The following is a 19,366-nucleotide window of genomic DNA, read 5'->3' as shown; positions in this document are numbered from 1 at the left end:
CACCTTTCTTCGAGTTTTAACTTTTTGGCATAAATTCACGAACGGTTATAAATTGAAAATTCGGACTATATTTATGCAATGCTAATGAGTTCAGATATATTTTGCTGTACCAACTTATTAAAAGACACGAAACGCCTGCGCACCATGGTCTCCCTCCTTCCATCATTAATCCTAGTATTGTTATATGTTTTATGTGTTTTACACATTGTAATACAAATTGGCATCCGTATCAATAGTAATTTCTTAGCCGTTTATCCCCGTCCAGCCATCCCATGACCATAAACATTTGAATCCTTGTACGAAAAAAAGATGCCTCATCGTCGTAGACTTTTGAGGCATCTTCATTTTTTATATTTAAGTTCAATCGGTAAAATTTCTTATTCGTTTACAGCTGATTCCACGCTCCGTTTAAACTTTGGCGGAGAATCAAAGAGTGAAATCATTGCCGGAACAAAGATCGGAAGCATAATAAAGCAAAGCACGATCAGACCGGTAATCACAGCCGTTGCCAGCTCAATAAGGAGTACAATTCCTGATGGCATCAAGGTTGCAAAGGTTCCTCCAAGAATGACGAAGGCCGATAAGATCACAGTGCCGACTCGTTTTGCAGCTTCAACAATCGCTTCCTTGCCCGACATCAGCGGATATTCCTTATAACGCGCGAGCAGGAAGATGCTGTAGTCTACACCCAGCGCAACGATCACGATAAAGGCGAAGAAGGGAACGAAAGAAGAGATCCCTTCTAAGCCGAGCATAGTGATGAACAGCGCGTTCAAGACAAACATCGCCGCATAGTATGCACCCATTAGAGACACCGTGATAAACACCGGAATCCAGAAGGAGCGCATCACTACGATCAGCACGAGCAACACGCCAATGAGTACGATAACCGTTAAGCGATTCAAATCTTTTGTCAGAACGTTGTTTGTATCATAGGTTGTCGAACTTGGACCGGCAACGGCTACGTTTGCGTCAGCCAATTCCGTGCCTTTCACTCCGCTCCTCAACAGTGTATTCATTTGTTTTATCGTGTTTAAAGCGTTCTTTGAATACGGATCATTGTCAAGAATTACCGTGATCTTTGTCATCGTCCGGTCTTTAGACATGAACGCATCCAAAACTTGCTGATACGGTTTATCTTTCAGTGCTTCATCCGGTATCGAGAAGGCGCGATTTTCATTAAGCTGCGTGAGGAAAGCGTTGGTCTTTCCCAAGCCGCCCGATAGTTGATCCAAACCTTTATTCACATCGGCGAGTTTATTACTGAATGTATGGAACCCGTCAAGCCCATCTGCCAGCTTCTGCTGACCGGATTTCATTTGCCCCAGTCCGTCCGTGACCTGATCCATGTTGGTGACGATCTTGCCGATGCCTGAGGAGGCACTGTCAAGGCCACTTTTCGTTTTTTCAAGTCCTTCAGCCATTTTGGACAGGCCGGCACTCATCTCAGTCAGATGAGCGTTCGCCGTTTTGAATCCGCTCGTCAGTGCATTGTAGTTCTTGTTTAATGCATCGATGCCTTCCGGTGTAATCTTGGTCAATGATGCAGACAACTGATCGATGCCTGCTTTTAATTGAAGATAATTTTGATCATCGGCAACGCCCGGACTGCTGTCACCGAGCGCCGATGTCAGCATTTGCATTTGCGTGAGTGCATTTTTGACACCCAGCAGTGCTTTTGCCGTGTCTTGATAACTGGTGCCCATTTTCGCATAGCCGGACTGCATCTGTTCATAGTTACCGGCAAGTGTGTGCACAGCACCGCTCATTTTCTCAAGATTACTTTCAATTTGCCCGATCCCATCACTGATCGTCTGTGATTGACCCGTGCCGCCGATCCCACTTTGGATTTGCTTAAGTCCGCTGGTCAGGGCAGTCATGCCGTTCTCAAGCTTAGCGGTTCCATCAACCATCTTATTGACTTGAGAGAAGTCAGCAGAGCCAAGCTTTTTCTGAGCCGTTTTCAGGCCGCCGCCGATTTGGTCGATACCCTTCCGCGTCGCGGATAATCCGTCTGTCACCGACTTCGTCTGATCGCCGATGTAAAAGCCATTCACTTCTTGCCCCTGAGGCCTTGTTATGGAAGAAACTTGTTTTACGCCTTTAATTTTTTCCAGCTGTCCGGTTAGTCGATCGATCGCCGCCAGCGACACGCTATTATCCAACGCTTTTTTATTCTCAATGACAACCGTTGCTGGCATCGCATTGCCTTTGCCAAAATGATCCGCCACAATATTCATAGCTTTAGATGACGGATAGCTGTTGCCCAGTTCGCCGATCGTATCAAAGTTTAATTTTTCCTGATAGAAGAACACGGCCGGAACAATAAGTAGGGCTACCAGGATAACGGAGACGATCGGATGCCTGGTTGCCAGCGACGCAGTTCCCGCCCACATCCTGTTCTCACCGTGTCCCTTAGTACTTTTGGATGGCCAGAACAGCTTTTTGCCAAGCAGTTTCATGGCAAATGGTGTTAAGGTGAGTATCTCGAGTAATAAGAACGCAACACCAATGACCACGACAATTCCCGACTGATAGATCGGCGATTGAGAGAATAGAAGTGCTGCAAAAGCGATAAAGACCGTCAGGATGCTGTAGACAATCGTTTTCCCCGCCGTTTGATAGGTCGAGACAATCGCATCGTCAACAGACAGTCCATTTGCCAGCTCTTCCTTAAACCGGTTGAACAGCAGTATATTATAATCGGTCCCAATGCCGAACAGGATCAGAATAAGCAGCATTTGCGTCAGACTTGTAAGCGGAAAGCCTGCTTTGTCAATTAACTGCGCTGCAATCCCCATCGAGCAAAGGTAGGAGAACATAACCGCAAGTAAAGAAATGATCGGCGTCACAATGGATCGGAACATGATAACAAGAACAATTAAGATGAACAGAACGGTCAGTGCCGCACTTTTCTCAACCCCGCCTTGAGATGCCTTTAAGTAGTCATTATTAATGAAATCCTCGCCGGTCAGATAATGGGTGACCGTTACCTTGTCCAGTCGCTGATCGATGGCTTTCTTAATATCATCGATTTCTCGAGACTTTTTGTCTAACTTGAAGCTTACCATTACCGTTGTTTTGTCCTTCGAAATCAGCGAACTTTTCGCTTCGGGTATGCTGAAGGGATCCATGATCTCGGCAACTCCGAGTTTGTCCGCGTCATCATGGAATCGTTCTACACCCTGCTTGATCTGATTCAACGCGTTATTGGAAATTTTATTTTTGTCATAAAAAACGACAAGATTATTGGTTCCCTTCGATTTTTCCATTTTACTTAACATGGCATCGGCTTGTACCGATGGGCTGTCTTCGTTTAATGCCTTCTGTCCTCGATCTCTAAGAATGGCATTGATATCCGGTTGCAGTGCAACGAGCACAACCGTTGCAACCAGCCATACGGATAAAATGACCCACCGTGCTTTAATGATTCCTCTCACTTCTGATCCTCCCCGTAAAAATTAAATGAATTTCATCTGCCCGTGATCATTACTCATAAGCAGAATCGTCTTTTCTCTATCAAAATCGTATGTTCAGGCAGTTTGTTCATTTTATGGAGAGACAACGCTCGTCGAATCCCCTATGGGTCATCGTTTAAATGCGTTCTTGATTTCTAAAAAACCCATTGATGCTCCCTCCTGAAATTTATTGAACACAGTGTTGATTTAACATCATGTTGATAGTATAGTAAACGTAAAAGTTAAGTTCAATATGTAATTTTTCATTTTCTGTTATTGAATAAACAAGTACATCATGTATTGTTTAATAAATGAAGAAAAAGGTGAATCGGATGGTCGGTATAAAAAACAATAGACGAACTCAATATACGCTCCAAGTGATCAAGGAAGCTTTTTTACGGCTCCTGAACACGAATGAGCTCTCCAAGATAACGGTTACCCAAATTTGCAGGGAAGCGGATGTCAATCGGGGAACGTTTTATTTGCACTTTGACGACCCGCTTGATTTATTTCATAAGATTGAAGCCGAGTTCGTCGATCAAATCAGACCGGTTTTAGCAATCCGTCCACAAGAACAGATTCATGATTGGCTAAAGCGGCTAACGCTTATATTCAAAGATAACGAAGTTGTTAGCCGTATGATTCTGGCAAATTACCGTGATGGAATCATGGTCAGTGAGCTGTTTTCTGAGGTTCGGGAACAAGCGATTGAGGAATTTAAAGAGGATTTTCATGAGCAGAATCCTCACATTCTAAAGTATTATTTTTCCTATTTTGTCAACGGTTCAATTAGCGCTATTTTAAGTTGGTTCGCAGATGAGGAAGATCAATCGATTGAGGGAATTACTAAAGCTTTAGCCAACGTCTTGTCGCGATCAACGGAATAATTTGAAGAGAGATTGTAATAGTCGATATCGATTAACAGAACAAAGGTGAATTCATATCATCATGAGCATAATGACTTCAAATGAAAAGTGGTGAAAATCATATGGACATGACCATTCAAAAATATATGGCCTTTGTCAAAACGGTTGAACTCGGCAGCTTTACCAAGGCAGCAGAACTATTTAACTATTCCCAATTCGGCATCAGCCGCATGATCAATGATTTGGAAAAAGAATGGAGCGTATCGCTTCTCAAACGTGGGCGCGCCGGTGTACGCCTGACTTCCGACGGATTAAAGCTATTGCCGTTTGCTCAAAATGTATGTAACGACTATCAGAAGTTGCAGACGCAGGTGGATGAACTGAACGGCTTGCAATCAGGACTCATTCGGATTGGCACAATCTCAAGCATAGCAAACCCATTGGCTTCCAAATGTCATTAAAGCGTTTCAAAAGGACTACCCTAATATTGATCACGAACTTTTGTTAGGCGACTATACGGAAATTGAAAGCTGGATTTCAGAAGGGCGTGTGGATTGTGGTTTCCTCCGTCTTCCTACACACCCTGAGTTTGAAACACTATTTTTGACGCAGGATAAGCTACTTGTTGTTTTGCCGGAAGATCATCCGATGGCTGACTATGACTGCTTTCCTGTGAAAGCGCTATGTGATTACCCATTCATGCTTCTCGAAAAAGGCGCTAAAGCCGAAATATCGGAAATATTCGAAGCGTTTACCCTTAAACCAAACGTACATTTTACGACATGGGATGATTATGCCATCATGTCAATGGTCGAAAGCGGGGTGGGGATCAGCATTTTGCCGGAGCTCATTTTGCAGCGTATTCCCTATCGAATCATAGTAAAGGAACTGGACAAACCGGCATACCGTCAGCTTGGTCTTGCAATGAGAGATAAAAAATCTGCACCGCTTGCGGTTAAGCGATTTTTAGACTACCTGCAATTTAGGCACAACATTGGGAATGAACAGTAATGAAATTCTGGTTTACCTGCTCTTTGTTTTTTTGCATCCATGCAATTTAACTCATTTAGTTTTGCAAATAAAGTCAAGTTACAATCTCAACAAAGTCTCGTATCTACGTCATAATCCCCCCTTCATAAGAAAAACTGGGTAAAGAGCGCCTGATCCTTGCTTTCCGCAGGATGCGGTGGTTTTCGCGTTGCATACAGGACGTACTTTCACAGGATGTGATGACTTTCGCGTTGCATACAGGACGTACTTTCACAGGATGTGATGACTTTCGCGTCGCGTTGCATACAGGACGTACTTTCACAGGATGTGATGACTTTCGCGTTGCATACAGGACGTATGCGCACTTAGCGAAAGCTCCTTTATAATTAGCGGAAGTTCCTTTTACAATTAGCGAAAGATCCCTTCATACGGAAGTTCCTCTACTGTTAGTGAAAGCTCCTTTGCTCTAAATACCGTTTTGAATCATCGACCTTGTACTTGAACAAACATTTCTGTTTCATTAAGCATTCTGGTCGCTCATTAAGTAGCGAGTAAAATAAGCGGAATTTTTCCGGTTAAGCACAGAAAAACCCTCCATTTTCACGTTTTTCGATTCGATAAGCGGAATTTCTCCGTCTATTTACTTCCGCAGGATGCGGTGACTTCCGCGTTGTGCACAGGACGTGCACGCCATTAGCGGAAGTTCCTTTTACAATTAGTGAAGATCCTGAACAATTAAGCGGAATTTTTCCGTTTATTTCTCAGATTGGGCGATTACCTGATCGCCCATCCGATAGGCTTGAACGACACTTCAGCTGCTCGCTTGCCGCGGGCGATCCGGAAGCCTCCTCGGACACGCATTTATCCTGCGGGGTCTTCCCTGGCTTGCTGTCCCGCAGGCGTCTCGCGCTTACGTGTCTCGAACCAACTTATTGATAAAATGCCGCTTATCGTCGTACCACAAAGCAAATTCATGAACTTTCTTTATCTGCAAAAAAGGTGTTTTACTAGTTAATAGACTAGTGAAACACCTGCATCATTGGCATATACAATCAATTGATTTAGTTAGATAAATAGATTCACATTTGATTTTGCTGCTTCGCCTAGATAGCTGGCAACCCCACCGAATTCAACACCGTCGATGATTTCTTCACGTGCAACGCCCATTAACTCCATACTCATCGTACAGGCAACCATTTTAACACCAAGCTGTTTTGCACGCTCGATCATAACAGCAAGACTGTCAACATTCTTGTCAGCCATGACTTTTTTTATCATTTTCGGCCCCATGCCAGCCATATTCATTCGTGACAGCGGCAGATGATCCGCGTTCTTCGGCAGCATCATACCGAACAGTTTGTCGGTACCCGACTTGCTGATCTTCGCATGAGCCTGCCGCTTAATGATATTAAGCCCCCAGAAGGTGAAGAAAAGTGTGACCGGCTTACCCATCGCAGCCGCCCCAGTCGCAATGATAAACGTTGCAATTGCTTTATCCAAATCCCCGTCAAAAACCACCATTGTTGTTGCTCCGCCATTATTTGAAGCCGTTTGTAATGTTTGCTGAGCATCGTCATGGCTGTCCTTTGCTCCCTTCATCAGCGTCGCGACAACCTTATTGCCGACAATGTTGTTTTTCAGCAATTGATTGCCCGTCGCATCGGCCCAGGCAACAATATCCTTGTGAAAGCCGAAGTCCGAAGCTTGCACCTGCAGGACATCGCCCTCATTCAACTTTTCCATAGATTGTTTAACTTTAAGAATCGGGCCTGGGCACTGCAGCCCGCAGGCATCTACTACAATTTTTGCAGCTTGCGTTCCGTGCTGTACCATTGTTGAAAACGATTCACCTTGATCCGCAGTACGAGGCTGTACTTTCATGTGACCCGTCTCATACTTGGCTTGTTCATACGTTTTCAAACCGCCGTCGAGATTATAGACATCAAAACCATTCAGCGCCAATATGCGCGCCGCATTATAACCGCGGAGTCCAACAGAACAATATACGTAAATCGGCTGATCCTTAGGAAGCTCCTCAATCCGCCCTCTTAGTTCGCCTCGCGGAATATGATGGCTGCCGGAAATTTTTCCGGCGGCCAGTTCGAATGATTCGCGCACATCCAAAAAATATGCCTGCTTCCCAATCAACGCATCGACCTCATGCCATTCAATCGTCTTCACTAACCCCTGCCGCTGGTCTGCAGCAAGATAACCGGCATAGTTTACAGGATCTTTTGCCGATGCATACGGCGGCGCATACGCCACTTCAATCAACTGCAGATCCTCAACCGATCCGTTTAAACGCATGACTGCTGAAATCATGTCGATCCGTTTATCCGCGCCTTCTGTTCCAATCGCCTGTGCACCAAGAATTTTGCCCTGATCGTCATAGATCACCTTCAACTCAATCGGTGCCGCGCCAGGATAATAGCCGGCATGGGAATTTGGGTGCAAATGAACCACCCGATAGGCAATACCCGCCTGTTTCAAAAGACGTTCATTTTTTCCCGTTGTCGCCACGGTGAGCGCGAAAACCTTAGCCACGGCTGTTCCCTGCACAGTAGGATTTTTCGCCTCTAAGCCATTTAGATAGTCTGCGAGAAACCGTCCCTGCCGATTAGCCGGACCTGCCAGTGGAATTAATGTGGGCATGCCGGTGACGAAATCTGTCACTTCAATCACATCGCCAATCGCAAAAATATCGGGGACACTCGTTTCAAAATGTTCGTTAACGACAATCGCACTCTTAATGCCTGTCTTCACACCCGCTTTTTGCGCCAGTGCACTGTCGGGTAAGATACCAATCGCCATCACAGTCAGGTCGGTATCTATTTCTTCACCACTGCTGAGTACGAGCGTACGCCCGTTGTTGGAAAATTGCGCAACGCCGTCGTTCAAGATGAGCGTGACACCGTGCATTTCAATCTGTTCATGGACAAATTGTGCCATTTCGAAATCAAGCGGCGCCATTACTTGCGGGCTCGCTTCAACTAACGTAACCGCCAACCCTAGTTCAACAAGATTTTCAGTCATCTCCAGTCCAATGAAGCCGCCGCCGATTACTACGGCCTTGCGCACGTTATCGGAATCAATATAATTTTTTATACGCGCAACATCCGGTATATTTCGTACGGAGAAGACATGATCCGCCTCATCGAGTCCCGGGATCTTGGGCACAATCGGTTTTGCCCCAGTAGAAAGAATCAGCCGATCATAATGATCTGTCGATATTTCTCCGTTCAGCACATCTTTTACCGTAATGATGTGTTTTTCTGGCTCTATATCAATCACTTCTGTATTATTGTGAACATCAACATTGAATTCCTTAACCATGTTCTCAACGGATTCAACAAGCAACGCGTCCTTTTCACGGATCGTCCCGCCGACATAATAAGGCAGTCCGCAATTAGCAAAGGAAATATAAGCACCCTTTTCATACATGACAATTTCATTTTCTTCACTTAATCGCCTGAGCCGCGTTGCTACACTTGCACCCCCGGCGACGCCGCCGACAATAATGATTCTTTGTTTCACAATGGGTCCTCCTGATTCATGTATTTGAGTCGTTGCATTCGCCATAGTCCTGATTAACTTCCTTGGCTTGTTGTCGGTAAAGAAAGATTATTCATGAATCAGACTCATAATCCGACTTGGATCAAATCCGAGTACCCATTGTCCATTCACATTGGTTTGGGGTACACCCATTTGTCCGGTTGTTTCCACAAGACGTTGACCGGCAGCCGGGTCTTGCTGGACATTGACTTCTTTAAATAGCATCCCTTTTTCACTCAGAAAGTTCTTCACCATATGACAATAGGGACAAGTATTGGTCGTATACACGGTAATTTCATTCATCGTTAATAACTCCTTTAAAAGTTTTTTGCCTCAATTCGAGCGAACAACTTGTTAATCTTTCCTATCATTCCTTTACTTTTTCCGGAAAAACACTTTTATACAGCTTATATCCTCCATCTAAATTCTTAACCTTATAACCTTTCTGAGCAAGAATACGAGATGCGAGATAGCCGCGCAGACCCACCTGACAAGTCACAATCAAGTTACGGTTTTTTGGAATCTCCCGTACTCGTTGACGAAGATTGTCCAAAGGAATATTCACCGCCCCCTGGATGGTTCCGTTCTCGTATTCCTGTTCTGTCCGAACATCAATCAGCATTGCTCCTTGTTTTACTAGCTGGTCGACTTCATTCCACTGAACATGCTGCACTTTGTCTTCAAGCAGATTTTCTGATGCATAACCGATTAAATTAACTGGAGCCTTCGCCGAATTAAATGGCGGAGCGTAGGCGAGTTCAAGCTCAGTTAAATCATTGACCGTCATCTGCCCATGGATTGCCGTGGCAAGCACATCGATGGTCTTATCAATCCCCTTCTTACCAACTGCTTGAGCACCCAGTAGCTTTCCCACTTCCGGGTCGAAGAGCAGCTTAAGTGTCATCTGCGAGCTGCCCGGATAATACGATGCGTGATCTGGCGGACTGGTGTGCAACGCCTCATAAGGGATCTGATATCTCTGTAGCATTTTTTCACTTAATCCTGTCACAGCGGCAGATGTATCAAAAATTTTCACAATGGATGTGCCTAGCGTTCCCTTATAGTGACGATTCAGCCCGCTAAGAATGTCAGCAACCATTCGTCCTTGGCGATTGGCCGGTGAAGCGAGTGGAATAACTGCTGCTTTCCCGCTGATGGTCTGCGCAACTTCGATTGCATCACCGATCGCGTAGATATTTGGATCACTGGTCTGTAGCTGATCATTAACCGATATACTGCGGCGGATACCCAGTGCTAAGCCTGCTTGCTCAGCTAAAGATGATTCAGGAACGATGCCTACCGATAAAAGAGTCAAATCGCTCTCTTTTCGCCGTCCATCATCCATCACAAGAACGGCACCTTTTTCTTCAAAACCCGTGACGGTTTTTCCTTTGAGCACCTCAATACCGCGCTCTTTCAGTTCAGCTTCTACACTAGCCGCCATTTCCGGGTCAAGCGGAGGAAGGACTTGATGCTCGCGTTCAATAATCGTCACTTTAAGTCCGCGTTCTGCAAGGTTCTCTGCCATTTCCATGCCGATAAAACCGGCACCGATGATCACTGCACGATCCACTTGATGCTGCTGCAGGTGTTGAACAATATGTTCAGCATCGGGAACATCGCGTAGCGTGAACAAATGATCCGCTTGGTCAATTCCTTTAATTGGCGGACGCATTGGGTGCGCGCCGGTTGAGAGAATCAGAGCATCATAGTTTTCTTCATAAGTCTTTCCATGATGAGTAATAGTTACTTTCTTTTGTTCCCGGTCAATATGTGTTGCTTCACTTTCCGTCCGCACATCCAGACGAAAACGCTGATACAGCTTTTCTGCCGTCTGTACAAGCAGCTTTGACCGTTCTTGAATCACGCCGCCAATAAAATAAGGAAGTCCGCAATTGGCAAAAGAAACATAGGGACCACGTTCCACGACAATAATTTCTGCTTCTTCATTTAATCGGCGAAGCCGCGTGGCTGCCGACATCCCGCCGGCCACCCCGCCAATAATGACGTATTTCATTGAATTTACCTCCTTAGCATTCAATCGGTCCGTGCCAATTCATCATCCCGCCAGCCATATTTTTCACCTTAAATCCACTTGCGGATAAGATGGCAGAAGCCACATCGCTTCTGTTTCCGGAATGACAAACCATGACGTGTTCTTGCTCTTTGTTGATTTCACCGATTCGGTTCTGAATCTCATTAACCGAAATATTAATCGCCCTCGGAATATGTCCCTCGGCAAATTCAAATGGTTCACGAACATCAATAATACTTACTGGTGTATGGTTGCGTATCAAACGTTCCACTTCTTCAGGTGTCAGTTCTTCATACATGCTGTTTTCCTCCTTGGATCAACTTTTTTCTTATCAAAACCTATGTGCTTTATACCCCTATAGGTATATTTAACTGCATAAAAAAACTAAACCCAACGATTCATCCCGCCGCGCACATTGGTCACTTTTTCATATCCCGCTTTTTTCAAAAGCTTACAAGCAACTGAGCTTCTCATACCGCTTTGACAGATGACAACGACTTCTTTTTCTTTCGGGATCTTGTTGAGATGATTATGCAGAGTTTGCAGCGGAATATTGATAAAACCCGGAATTGATCGACTGCTGAACTCCGGTTTTGTGCGTACGTCAAGAAAGTATTTCCCCTTTTTATTAGGCAGATAAGCCTCTTTTAGTTCCGAAGTGCTTATCTTTGTAATTTTAGGTTTGCAAAAGAACAGGCAGTTCATATCTACTTTTCCTCTTTTCGCCATTCGATTCACCGCATCTTGATCCTTTAGCGACTTTTCACCAGCATTTGAACCGCTTCATTTATGATGGATTCAGCTGATCCGCCGCCGCTTTCAATCTGCTCTCGCAGACAGGCTTCCAAATTCTTTCCAATTACTAAACCAAGTGCACGATCCATTGCCGTCCGAGCAGCAGTCATCTGGGTCACTACACTGCGGCAGTCTTCGCCTTGTTCCATCATGTTAAGAATCCCGCGGATCTGACCATCAATTCGTTTCAATCGATTTTTCATTTGCGCTGTATACTCCATAAACAGCCTCCTTATACCCCTATAGGTATAATAATTGATGCATTTTTTTCTGTCAAATAAAAGGACAGTTTAGCTAAGCGAAAGACCTAGATGATCGGAAACCTCCTCAGCTTTTTTAAAAATGCCTGTACGGTCTCGCCATTCGCCCTTCAAATAGCTTCCAGACTATTCATCAATCCGTACAACACGGGATTTATCAATCGTTTCGATTCCTGAAGATTTCTCTTTCTTCATCCGTATTTCTAAAATTTCACAACATTTGCACTATAATTGCACATCGCAATACAATCGAATATAATTTTGGTATAGGAGGTGTTTCGAATGACAAGAACATCAAACATTTTCGCCCGTGTCGAACCTGAAATTAAGGAGCAGGCTGAACAAGTGCTGAAGCAGCTTGGTATTCCCATGTCCAACGCGATCAGTCTTTTTCTGCGTCAGGTCGTGCTGCAGCGTGGGATTCCCTTCGATATAAAACTGTCCGAAAACAAGCCGCTCACTTTCGAATCTCTCAATGAAAAGACGTTCAACGATGAAATTGAAAAAGGACTAGCTGACCTGACTGCCGGGAGAATTACATCGGCTGACCGCGTCACCGAGAAGATGAGGCAGGATTATGGCAAATGAGTCAGTGGAAGATTGTATTCCTTCGGAAATGTTCCATTATAGTACTTAATCGACTCGATGATCTGTTTCATTTTCTTAGGATCCTTTCGTATATGTGTCGACCAATTCATGTTGTATCCCTTGCGCACTCATGGCATCAAAATAACTTTAAGCTTGAGCCACTAAATAGCGATCATCAATACATTCCTGTAACAATACTTGATGAAAAAACATCCTGTCGCTCTGGCGGCAGTGGTGTTCTTTCACCCTCAGCTTCTTAGAATCTTCTCCATCGACTTGCCTTTCGCCAGTTCGTCCACCAGTTTGTCAAGCCAACGAATTTTCTGCATAAGCGGGTCTTCGATGTCTTCGACGCGATGTCCACAAATCACGCCTTTAATTTTGACGGCGTTGGGGTTGACTTGCGGCGCATCGGCGAAGAACGTTTCAAAATCAGCGTTCTTGTCAATTTGCTCCTCAAGACCTGCATCGTCATAACCCGTCAGCCAGCAAATCACAGCATCCACCTCAGATTTACTGCGCCCTTTTCGCTCAGCCTTTTGAATGTAGAGCGGATAAACTCTCGAAAACGCCATTTTGTACACGCGTTCATTTTTCATATCATGCCACTCCCCTTTGCTTCTATCCATTCACTCAATGACTACTGGAATAATTCCAGACAGAATGACTTCAGTAAGAGTATTCTTTACTGCTTATAGCTGATTGTTGATTCAACCGGATGAAACAATCGGACATTGCTCGCTAGACCATCTTTGTCTCATTCCCGAACAAAGTGATCCAGCAATGTACGCACTTCATCGGTTGACTTTGTACTCATCAACTGATTTCTTAATTCACTTGCCCCGCGAAAACCGCGGACATAGATCTTAAAAAAGCGATGAAGCGCTGTAAACGGACGCAGCTCTAATTCTTCCGAATACTGATCATAGAGATCCAGATGCAGCTTTAAGAGATTAAGCAGTTCCTGGCTACTATGATCTTTCGGTTCCTTTTCAAAAGCAAATGGATTTGTAAAAATACCGCGCCCAATCATGAGTCCATCAATGCCATATTGATCAGCGAGCTTCAAGCCGGTTTGACGGTCAGTGATATCGCCATTGATCGTCAAAAGTGTATCCGGTGCCATCTGGTCACGCAGTTTCTTAATCTCCGGAATGAGTTCCCAATGGGCATCGACCTTGCTCATTTCCTTTCTTGTACGCAAATGGATGGTAAGATTCGCGATGTCTTGTTTCAATAGATGCGTCAGCCAGTAACGCCATTCGTCTACATCCGTGTAACCCAGCCTTGTCTTCACACTTACAGGCAGTCCCCCTGCTTTGGTTGCTTGGATTAAATCGGCTGCAATTTCAGGACGCAGGATAAGGCCGCTTCCCATCCCATTCGCCGTCACATTAGGCACCGGGCAGCCCATATTGATATCCACCCCACGAAACCCTTGTTTCGCCAGACCAATACTCATCCGCCGAAAGTGTTCAGGTTTATCCCCCCATATTTGGGCAACTATCGGTTGTTCATCCTCTGTAAACGTCAAACGCCCACGCACACTTTGGATTCCCTCTGGGTGACAATAGCTCTCCGTATTTGTAAACTCGGTAAAAAACACATCAGGTATGGCTGCCGCACGCACGACATGACGAAAAACAACATCCGTTACTTCTTCCATTGGTGCCAGTACAAAAAAAGGCCGCGGCAAATCATGCCAAAAATTATCGATCATCGTTACATTCAAATCCTCACATTATGGGATGCCTGACCAAAATCGCCATCCCCAAAATTACTTTCTTAACACTTATAGCACGCACAAGTACCTTAAAGCAAATGACCTACATTTGACACGATAATTTTCACACGTAACAAAAGCCAACAAGAAAAGGATGCTTATTAAATTGGAAATGTTTCTTTTGGTTTAGAAGCTCTTGACTATAAAGTGCTGCTCTCTAAAATTTTCCGGATAGAAATTTTGTCCATACCTTCCTTACAGTAACCTGAACTATTCATGATCCACTCCGGCGACTAGCTAGAACATGTGGTTAACAAAGGAATTCATCTTTACCTGTACGAGCAAATAGGGTAGGCGGTCATTCATTGGGGGAACACTATAATTCAGCTCATTTTACCCATTGTGATCCTCCAACTTAATGATCTCTTTATCGCTCAATCCGGTTAGTTCGCTGATTTCAGCATGACGCATTCCTTTTTGCAACAGTTTTCGGGCAAATTGTTCCTTTGCTTTTCGTTCTCCTTGTTCAATTCCTTGTTCAATTCCCTGCTCAATTCCCTGTTCAATTCCCTCTTTCTTTCCGCGGTCATAAAAGGAATTGGGCCACTTGAGCACTTCTTCGCGAATTTCTTCCGGAAGCTTTTTTGCTTGATCCATCAATTGATCCACCTCTTCCTTTTCTAATTGAAGATAGGTCTCGAAAAATCCATTGATCATGCTTTCACGTGCTTCTCCAAGATGCATTGTGATCATTTGCCTGATAAAAGCAAGTCGTACCTGTACACGTTCCTTTTTCGAGTAGTTCATCTTGCTCATCAGCGCGGCGGCGGCAGGATTATTGCTGTTCATAAATTTTCGCCAGCTCATTCTAGAAAGTTCGAGTTTTAAAAAATGGAACGTGCTAACAACCATTAGATGCGGCACTTTTATCACAAATTCATCCGGTTCATCTCTAACTCCATCATAACTAAAAATGGCGATTGGTAAAACAGGTTTTCGAAATTTCAGATAGATCATGCTGTAATAGATATACATCCGTTCGGAAAAATCATCTTGGTAATAATTCTGTGCTTCAAGATGGACAATCAGGATGACATCCTTTTTTGATTTCAGCTTCGTTTCTGCGATAACATCTGCCCGTTTTTTGTCGCCTTCGACCATATCCGCAAACAGTTCCTCGGAAAGGAATTTTTTCTCGGAAAGATCGAGTGCCTGGTAAATTTTCGGGAAGAATGCTTCGAGAAATTCATCAAAAAACTCGTGAAGCAGGACTTTAAAGCGTCGATCGTGGTCTATAGACATAGGAAGCCTCCTTGCGAGGTATGTTTCGGTCATTCGAGAGGAATGTGTGAAGCGAATCGAGAAGAGAACAAATGAGAACAAATGATCGTGCTTGCTATTAGTATACCTTATATTGAAAATGCTTCAAGTCGTTTAGAGAAAACAGTACCGGGTTAACGTGAGTAAAACTCGGTATCGGTTGCGCTTTCATATGCTTATACTTTTATTCAATTTCTCTTCAATCCTCACAGTTTCCCCACATTTATACGCTACACTGATGGAAACCAGATAAGGAGTTATCACTCATGAATAAGTTGCTTTTCGTTGCGGTCGCTGGTTTCGCATTACTGCTTATCACGGCGTGTTCGGCGAATACAGAGAACAGCAATAAAGCGATTGACCAGCAGGAAGCGGGCAGTGAATTCGCGACATCACAATCACCTCAAATAATAAAGGGACCAAATATTACGCTCGTTGCCAAAAAGGGGACACAAAAGTTAAGCAGTGGCGTCACCGTTCCGGTCTGGACGTTTAATGGATCGGCTCCCGGACCGGAAATTCGCGTGAAAAAAGGCGAGAAAGTGCGTGTCACGCTTAAAAATGAGCTCCCCTCACCTGTTTCCATACACTGGCACGGTTATCCAGTCCCAAATAAAATGGACGGCGTACCAGGTGTGACGCAGGATGCCGTTGCACCAGGAAAGAATTTTACCTATTCGTTCGTCGCCGACAAAGCAGGAACCTACTGGTATCATTCACACCAGGACTCAGTGAATCAGGTGGATCGGGGATTATATGGCGCTTTTGTTGTCGAAGAGCCCGAAGAAAAGTATGACAGGGATTACACGTTGATGCTGGATGAATGGGTGACCGATAAACGTCAGATTAACCGTCAAATCGCGTCTATGACTCAGGGAAACAGCCAAAAAGAAAACAAAGACTCCGGAGGAATGAATCATATGCCCGGCATGAATAGGAACGATTCGGATCATGACCGTGATAGGATGGATATGGGGAACATAGACATGTCCGGAAACATGATGAAAAATAATATGAGCATGTATGACCTGTATACGATTAATGGAAAAAGCGGTCACTCCGTGAAACCACTGGACGTTAAAAAAGGGGATAATGTCCGGCTTCGCTTCATTAATGCAGGCTATCTCCCGCATGATATTCATATCCATGGCCATAGCATCAGAGTCATCGCCACCGACGGTCAGCCGATTAACAATCCTCAGGCTGTCAAGAATCAGGTCATTCCTGTTGCACCTGGTGAACGCTATGATGTTTCCTTTATTGCCGACAATCCGGGGAAATGGTACATTGAAGATCAAGGAACCACAAAGGCTGCGGACGGCATGAAAACCGTTATTGACTATGCGGGGAGCAAGACAACAACCGATCGGCCTAATCCCGACTCGTCTCTGCCGGCAATCAACTTCGATCAATACGGGGCGAACGCAAAACCGACGTTTACTTTGAACCAGAAGTACGATGTGAACTACACGATGGATTTGAACGCTGGCATGGACAACAATGGGATGATCTATACCATTAACGGGAAGACCTTCCCGAATTTCGATCCGATTAAGGTCAGAAGGGGGGATCGTGTAAAGGTTAAACTGGTCAATCGTGATCCTATGAACAATCATCCGATGCACCTGCATGGTCACTTCTTCCAAGTACTAAGTAAAAATGGCAAACCAGTAACCGGTTCACCGATTTATAAAGATACGTTAAATGTGAAACCAGGAGAAACCGATGAAGTCGCCTTTCTGGCAGATAACCCCGGAAACTGGCTGTTTCACTGCCATGATCTTCATCATGCATCGGCCGGTATGGTGACAGAAGTCAATTATACCGATGATCATTCGAACGATGTAACAGATCCCTCAAACGATAATAAATCAGATTAAAGCCTTTAAATGAAAAAGCAGGTTCTTCCATTAAATGATAAAGAAGAAAGGTGTGGTAGATATGATGGGATGGAATAACGGTATGATGGGTGGATTCGGAATAGGTATGGGGTTCATCGGGTGGCTTTTACAACTCGCACTCTTTATTGTCGTAATTTATCTGGTGATTTCCTTAATCAAAAATTCAAATCACCATTCGAACACCAGCGATCATGCCGAATCGATTTTAAAAGAACGCTTTGCCCGAGGCGAGATCACGGAAGATGAGTACAAAAAAATGAAAAAGATTTTACATGACTGATAATGAGATTCGCCTAAATATATGTTGAGGAGGAAAAGTTACATGACTTTTTCTCCTCTTTTTTGTACGCGTATATTTGTCAAAATCATCAGCTGTTTTCATGTAGACAAAAACGTGTTCGAAACGATCTCACTTATCGATGTCATTTGGCTCAACCAAGACTTTGACTTCGGGTTTTCAGGAAAAAGTCAGGTTTCAGGTTTCATCCGTAAACTCAAGAATATCCCCGGCTGCCCGGCATATTTTGTTCAGCGTGTCAAACTAGATTGCTCTGGCTTTTCCATTTTTCAAAATTGATCTATTCGCCATTATAAATACCTACCCGTTCGAACAGTTCGGTCACACTCATCTTTCTTTTTGCCATCATGACATCGAGCGTCACCCGGATTGCCACATAGGCGTATTTTTATTGTATTTCAATAATGTTTTGTTACCTTTCAATAAAACAAAGTCATGAAACAGCCCGTGTTCGTTACTCAGTGTTTCCACACATTCATTTATTGCTTGCTCATCTGATCAGCAATAAATTGAACAGGCAGGCGGAGCGTGAACGTGCTGCCTTCCCCTGGTCTACTTTTTACCGTGATACCGCCGCCAAGCTTTTTTTGCAATTTGCTCTGAGATCGGTTACGGCACCATCGGCTTCCATCCACTGGTGGCGATCGATGGGGCGACAGGCGAAGAGACCGTGTCCGCCCATTGTTTTTAGCAGGGGTTGGACTCGGTCCTTTGCCATTTGCGACCCTGCGAATGGAATCGAAAGCTTTTTAGCAATTGCCGCTTCAGATCTCCCAAAAATCATGAAGAAAGAGCGCAATTCTTATTGCAGAATTGCGCCCTATTGCTGAAGACATACTACGGGTACGAACAGGATTATGAAATGGTTTGTAAAACTTTAGAAACCTCTTTTTCAATAACGGAATCATCTACGGTATCTAAATGTTCAGGCTTAAGCAATTGATATTCTTTCATTTTATAAAAATCCATAATCGCTTGTTTCAAGGTAACATCATACTGAATTGAAAATGAGGGTTCCATGAAACGCCGCAACACAGCGTCGTCTTGAACCATGAACAACACCGCATTCAATTTGTTGAATATCTTCTGCTTCATTCCGGATTCAAAAAAGGTTTGTAAATTTTTAATTCGACTTTGTTGCGCAGCTGCAAGATCCTCAAAATGGTGCGGGTAAAATTCTTTGAGATCATTTAAGAACAAATCAGATATAAAAGCTACACATATCAACGATTGCAAAAACGTCATTTGAAAGCGTTCAACATAAGAGACGGAATCATCTTTTACAAAGGTATCAGCCCCTTGCAAGTAATTAATATAATACATGACAACCCGTTGAATGATTTCATCTTTGGATGAAAAATGCTTATAAAGTGTCACTTTGCTAATATCCATATATTTTGCGATATCGTCTATTTTTAATTGGCTGAATTTGTTTCTTCTTATAACAGGTTTTATTTTTTCAATATATTGATCGACGCTCACGGGTTTTCTCACGAATGAAACCTCCTTTGACAGTTATATTATACCGACATCGCTTTGTTATCACAAACGTATTTTACATTGATTATTAAATTAACCAA

The 19,366-nt window shown here is 44.0% G+C and carries 18 protein-coding genes and 1 pseudogene; 6 read left to right on the top strand and 13 right to left on the bottom strand.

The window, feature by feature from the left end:
* Nucleotides 1-377: 377 nt before the first annotated feature.
* Nucleotides 378-3,440 carry an MMPL family transporter gene (locus tag AA84_RS0107325; protein WP_028976648.1) on the bottom strand — a complete coding sequence of 1,021 codons (3,063 nt, stop codon included), beginning with the start codon at nt 3,438-3,440 and terminating at the stop codon, nt 378-380.
* A gap of 350 nt (nt 3,441-3,790) precedes the next feature.
* On the opposite strand from AA84_RS0107325, the gene AA84_RS0107320 reads away from it, so the two are divergent.
* From AA84_RS0107320 to AA84_RS19565, 3 genes are all read left to right on the top strand, one after another.
* Nucleotides 3,791-4,345: a TetR/AcrR family transcriptional regulator gene (locus AA84_RS0107320; RefSeq protein ID WP_028976647.1), complete on the top strand. Its 555-nt coding sequence runs from the start codon at nt 3,791-3,793 to the stop codon at nt 4,343-4,345.
* A 101-nt stretch (nt 4,346-4,446) separates the two neighbouring features.
* The gene (locus tag AA84_RS19570; RefSeq protein WP_307723003.1) at nt 4,447-4,785 is read left to right on the top strand and encodes a LysR family transcriptional regulator; all 339 of its coding nucleotides are present in this window, start codon (nt 4,447-4,449) and stop codon (nt 4,783-4,785) included.
* The gene (locus AA84_RS19565) at nt 4,781-5,335 is read left to right on the top strand and encodes a LysR family transcriptional regulator substrate-binding protein (RefSeq protein WP_328286233.1); all 555 of its coding nucleotides are present in this window, start codon (nt 4,781-4,783) and stop codon (nt 5,333-5,335) included. Before AA84_RS19570 ends, AA84_RS19565 begins: the two co-directional genes overlap by 5 nt.
* Nucleotides 5,336-6,379: 1,044 nt before the next feature.
* Here AA84_RS19565 and AA84_RS0107310 read toward each other — a convergent pair.
* The 6 genes from AA84_RS0107310 to AA84_RS0107285 form a co-directional block, all read right to left on the bottom strand.
* Nucleotides 6,380-8,848 carry an FAD-dependent oxidoreductase gene (locus AA84_RS0107310; protein WP_028976646.1) on the bottom strand — a complete coding sequence of 823 codons (2,469 nt, stop codon included), beginning with the start codon at nt 8,846-8,848 and terminating at the stop codon, nt 6,380-6,382.
* Nucleotides 8,849-8,935: 87 nt separating this feature from the next.
* Nucleotides 8,936-9,169 (bottom strand): glutaredoxin family protein, encoded by a 234-nt coding sequence (locus tag AA84_RS0107305; protein ID WP_028976645.1) that lies wholly within the window; start codon nt 9,167-9,169, stop codon nt 8,936-8,938.
* 64 nt (nt 9,170-9,233) lie between these two features.
* The gene (locus AA84_RS0107300; protein WP_028976644.1) at nt 9,234-10,883 is read right to left on the bottom strand and encodes an FAD-dependent oxidoreductase; all 1,650 of its coding nucleotides are present in this window, start codon (nt 10,881-10,883) and stop codon (nt 9,234-9,236) included.
* Between the two features lie 13 nt (nt 10,884-10,896).
* Entirely contained in the window at nt 10,897-11,199 is a 303-nt protein-coding gene (locus AA84_RS0107295) for a rhodanese-like domain-containing protein (RefSeq protein WP_028976643.1), read from the bottom strand.
* Nucleotides 11,200-11,285: 86 nt separating this feature from the next.
* Nucleotides 11,286-11,630 carry a rhodanese-like domain-containing protein gene (locus AA84_RS0107290; RefSeq protein WP_236628073.1) on the bottom strand — a complete coding sequence of 115 codons (345 nt, stop codon included), beginning with the start codon at nt 11,628-11,630 and terminating at the stop codon, nt 11,286-11,288.
* 23 nt (nt 11,631-11,653) lie between these two features.
* Nucleotides 11,654-11,917, bottom strand: coding sequence for a metal-sensitive transcriptional regulator (locus AA84_RS0107285; RefSeq protein ID WP_028976641.1), 264 nt, complete (start codon nt 11,915-11,917; stop codon nt 11,654-11,656).
* Between the two features lie 321 nt (nt 11,918-12,238).
* On the opposite strand from AA84_RS0107285, the gene AA84_RS0107280 reads away from it, so the two are divergent.
* Complete coding sequence (locus AA84_RS0107280) at nt 12,239-12,544, top strand: type II toxin-antitoxin system RelB/DinJ family antitoxin (RefSeq protein WP_010026440.1); 306 nt, start codon at nt 12,239-12,241, stop codon at nt 12,542-12,544.
* A gap of 248 nt (nt 12,545-12,792) precedes the next feature.
* On the opposite strand, the gene AA84_RS0107275 is transcribed toward AA84_RS0107280, so the two are convergent.
* From AA84_RS0107275 to AA84_RS0107265, 3 genes are all read right to left on the bottom strand, one after another.
* Nucleotides 12,793-13,143, bottom strand: a complete 351-nt coding sequence (locus AA84_RS0107275) for a DUF2200 domain-containing protein (RefSeq protein ID WP_010026441.1) — start codon at nt 13,141-13,143, stop codon at nt 12,793-12,795.
* A 158-nt stretch (nt 13,144-13,301) separates the two neighbouring features.
* Nucleotides 13,302-14,264, bottom strand: coding sequence for a tRNA dihydrouridine synthase (locus AA84_RS0107270; RefSeq protein ID WP_028976640.1), 963 nt, complete (start codon nt 14,262-14,264; stop codon nt 13,302-13,304).
* A 396-nt stretch (nt 14,265-14,660) separates the two neighbouring features.
* On the bottom strand, nt 14,661-15,569 hold the full coding sequence (locus AA84_RS0107265; RefSeq protein ID WP_037563187.1) for an RpnC/YadD family protein: 909 nt from the start codon (nt 15,567-15,569) through the stop codon (nt 14,661-14,663).
* Nucleotides 15,570-15,853: 284 nt separating this feature from the next.
* Between AA84_RS0107265 and AA84_RS0107260 the strand changes: the two genes are divergently transcribed.
* On the top strand, nt 15,854-17,467 hold the full coding sequence (locus AA84_RS0107260) for a multicopper oxidase family protein (RefSeq protein WP_028976638.1): 1,614 nt from the start codon (nt 15,854-15,856) through the stop codon (nt 17,465-17,467).
* A gap of 34 nt (nt 17,468-17,501) precedes the next feature.
* Complete coding sequence (locus AA84_RS19560; protein WP_272947200.1) at nt 17,502-17,768, top strand: SHOCT domain-containing protein; 267 nt, start codon at nt 17,502-17,504, stop codon at nt 17,766-17,768.
* Nucleotides 17,769-17,963: 195 nt separating this feature from the next.
* Here the strand turns inward: AA84_RS19560 and AA84_RS18600 are convergent.
* The 3 genes and pseudogenes from AA84_RS18600 to AA84_RS0107240 all read right to left on the bottom strand — a co-directional run bounded on the left by AA84_RS18600 (nt 17,964) and on the right by AA84_RS0107240 (nt 19,280).
* Nucleotides 17,964-18,162, bottom strand: a pseudogene (locus AA84_RS18600) (helix-turn-helix domain-containing protein).
* A gap of 183 nt (nt 18,163-18,345) precedes the next feature.
* Nucleotides 18,346-18,504: a hypothetical protein gene (locus AA84_RS18980; RefSeq protein WP_160168708.1), complete on the bottom strand. Its 159-nt coding sequence runs from the start codon at nt 18,502-18,504 to the stop codon at nt 18,346-18,348.
* Nucleotides 18,505-18,641: 137 nt separating this feature from the next.
* Nucleotides 18,642-19,280 (bottom strand): TetR/AcrR family transcriptional regulator, encoded by a 639-nt coding sequence (locus tag AA84_RS0107240; RefSeq protein ID WP_028976634.1) that lies wholly within the window; start codon nt 19,278-19,280, stop codon nt 18,642-18,644.
* Nucleotides 19,281-19,366 lie beyond the last annotated feature (86 nt).

The sequence above is a fragment of the Sporolactobacillus terrae DSM 11697 genome, from assembly GCF_000648615.1.
Taxonomy (GTDB): Bacteria; Bacillota; Bacilli; order Bacillales; family Sporolactobacillaceae; genus Sporolactobacillus; species Sporolactobacillus terrae.
The sequence above is the reverse complement of the archived record's forward strand: the minus strand, read 5'-3'. Positions and strand labels throughout refer to the sequence as shown.